Annotated in this window: 2 protein-coding genes and 1 pseudogene; 1 reads left to right on the top strand and 2 read right to left on the bottom strand. The window is 74.7% G+C overall.

The genetic code is table 11. The features are described from left to right. Nucleotides 1-474, bottom strand: a 474-nt coding sequence (locus tag ETD83_RS41055) for a protein kinase domain-containing protein (RefSeq protein ID WP_205718176.1), incomplete at its 3' end; no start/stop codon positions are given. A 203-nt stretch (nucleotides 475-677) separates the two neighbouring features. Between ETD83_RS41055 and ETD83_RS41050 the strand changes: the two genes are divergently transcribed. Beyond that, nucleotides 678-2,513: a glycoside hydrolase family 3 protein gene (locus tag ETD83_RS41050; RefSeq protein WP_138650641.1), complete on the top strand. Its 1,836-nt coding sequence runs from the start codon at nucleotides 678-680 to the stop codon at nucleotides 2,511-2,513. A 123-nt stretch (nucleotides 2,514-2,636) separates the two neighbouring features. Here the strand turns inward: ETD83_RS41050 and ETD83_RS46340 are convergent. Beyond that, nucleotides 2,637-2,740 (bottom strand): annotated as a pseudogene (locus ETD83_RS46340) (IS982 family transposase); the annotation flags it as partial.

Here is a 2,740-nt window from a genome sequence, read left to right as displayed (position 1 = left end):
CCCGCCCGCCGGGCCGGGACCGAGCATGACGTTGCCCGGCGTCACGTCCCGGTGCAGCACCCCGGCGGCGTGCGCGGCGCGCAGCGCGCCCAGCACGGCCGCGCCCACCCGCGCCGCCTCCGCCGGCGGCAGCGGCGCCGCCTCGCGCAGCGTCACGCCCTCGACCAGCTCCATCACGATCCACGGCCGGTCGCCGTCGACGAGCACGTCGTGGACCACGACGATCGACTCGTGCTCCAGCAGCGCCGCCGCCCGCGCCTCCCGCACCGCCCGCGCCATCAGCCGCCGCCGCTCCTGCGGTTCCAGGCCCTCGGGCGGCAGCACCTCCTTCACCGCGACCCGGCGCCGCAGCACCCCGTCGACCGCCTCCCACACCCGGCCCATGCCACCGCGCCCCAGCTCCCGCACCAGCCGGTACCGGCCACCGACCTCCACGGTGTCCGCGGGCGGGCCCGGGCCGTCGGACGGGTCCACGGGGTCACGCTCCGGCGGGCAGACCGAATGATCGCCGAACAGGCTAACCGCCCGGACCGGACCAAAGTGATCATCTGCCCTGTATCGGCCACGCGGCCGGTTCCGGCGGGGGCGGCGGTGGTGGACGGGCGCCCGGCGCGGGGTTAACTTGCCAGGGAGAACCTTGATCGTCGGGACTGCTCGGGGGACGGGAGGGAGCCGACATGAACCGTCCCCGCACGCGCCTGCGGTGGCTCGCCGGACTCGCCGCCGGAACGCTCGCCGCCACCGCCCTCGCCGCCCTGGCCGCGCCCACCGCACAGGCCGGGCACGGCAGGAACCCGCACCTGATGCGGATCCTGCGGTCGATGACGCTGGAGGAGAAGGCCGCGCAGCTGTTCGTCCTGCAGATCTACGGCAAGAGCGCCGACACCGCAGACGCGGCCGCCGTCGCCGCCAACCGCAGGCTGTACGGGGCCGACAACGCCGCGCAGGTCATGGCCCGCTACAACCCCGGCGGGTTCATCTACTACGGCGAGAACGTCACCGACCCGCACCAGCTCGCCGCGTTCTCCAACGGCATCCAGCGCGCCGCCCTCGCGCAGCGCCACAAAATCCCCGCGACGATCGCCATCGACCAGGAGGGCGGCATCGTCGCCCGCGTCCAGCCGCCCGCCACCCAGTCGCCCGGCGCGATGGCGCTGGCCGCCGGGCGCAGCACCGCCGACGCCCGCGCCCTGGCCCGCATCACCGGACGGGAACTGCGCGCCATCGGCGTCAACCAGGACTACGCGCCCGACGCCGACGTCAACGTCAACCCCGCCAACCCCGTCATCGGCGTCCGGTCCTTCGGGTCCGACCCGGGCCTGGTGTCGTCCATGGTCAGCGCGCAGGCCGGCGGCTACCGGTCCGCGGGCGTCACCCCGACCGTCAAGCACTTCCCCGGGCACGGCGACACCACCACCGACAGCCACACCGGCGTCCCGGAGATCGACCACACCCGCGAGGAGTGGGAGCGGCTCGACCTGCCGCCGTTCCGCGCCGCCATCGCCCGCGGCGTCGACTCGATCATGACGGCGCACATCGTGGTGAAGTCACTGGACGCCTCCGGCGACCCCGCCACCCTGTCGCGGCCCATCCTCACCGGCATCCTGCGCGAGCGGCTCGGCTACCGCGGCGTCGTCGTCACCGACGCCCTGGACATGGACGGCGTCCGCGCCAAGTACGGCGACGAGCGCGTCCCCGTCCTCGCCCTCAAGGCCGGCGCGGACGTCCTGCTCAAACCGCCCGCCGGCAAGGACGGCACCGGCGTTTTCCCCCGCCAGCTCGCCGCCGTCGTCGCCGCCGTGAGATCCGGCGAGCTGACCGAGAAGCGCGTCGAGGAGTCGGTGTACCGGATCCTGGAGCTGAAGCACGAGCGCGGCCTGTTCCGCGACCCCTACGCCGACGAGTCCAGGATCGACGACGTCGTCGGGACGCCGCCGCACCTGGACGCCGCGCAGCGCGCCACCGACCGCACCACCACCCTGATCAAGAACGGCGCGGGCGTGCTGCCGCTGCGGCCGGGCCCGCGCAAGGCGCTCGTCACCGGATGGGGCGTGTCCACCACCGCGACGCTCGGCACCGAGCTCGCCCGCCGCGGCGCCACCGCCACGATCCGGCAGACCGGCCTCAGTCCCGGGCAGGCCCAGATCGACCAGGCCGTCGCCGCCGCCGAGGACCAGGACCTCGTCGTCGCCGTCACCAACCGCGCCTGGGACGTCAAGGACGAGCCCGGCCACAACGGGCCCGGCCAGGCCAACCTCGTCAGGGCTCTCCTCGCCACCGGCAAGCCCGTCATCGTCGTCGCCGTCCGCGACCCCTACGACATCGCCTGGTTCCCCGAGGCCGCGACCTACCTGGCCACCTACTCCTACACCGCCGAGGCGCTGCGGGCCGCGGGCAAGGTGCTGTTCGGCGAGGTGGAGCCGCGCGGCCGGCTGCCCGTCACGATCCCCGTCCGCGACGAGCCCGGCACCGCCCTCTACCCGTTCGGCCACGGCCTCGGCTACCGCCGCTGACCGCCACCGAACGCCGCCGTGCTCCACTGGGCGCCGCTGACCGGCCCCCCGCGACGGTCAGCGGCGCTCGGTGGCCCGGCCGGGCACGCCCCTCCGGCCGCTAGACGAGTAGTTCCGAAGTGATCAGTGGTCGAACGCGGTCAGTGACCGGGTGATGGGCTGGCCGGTGCGGTGGTTGTGCCAGATCGCTGCGGCCATGGCCAAGATGCGCTGGGCGACCCGTACCG

Source organism: Actinomadura soli (genome assembly GCF_005889715.1).
Taxonomy (GTDB): Bacteria; Actinomycetota; Actinomycetes; order Streptosporangiales; family Streptosporangiaceae; genus Spirillospora; species Spirillospora soli.
The sequence above is the reverse complement of the archived record's forward strand: the minus strand, read 5'-3'. Positions and strand labels throughout refer to the sequence as shown.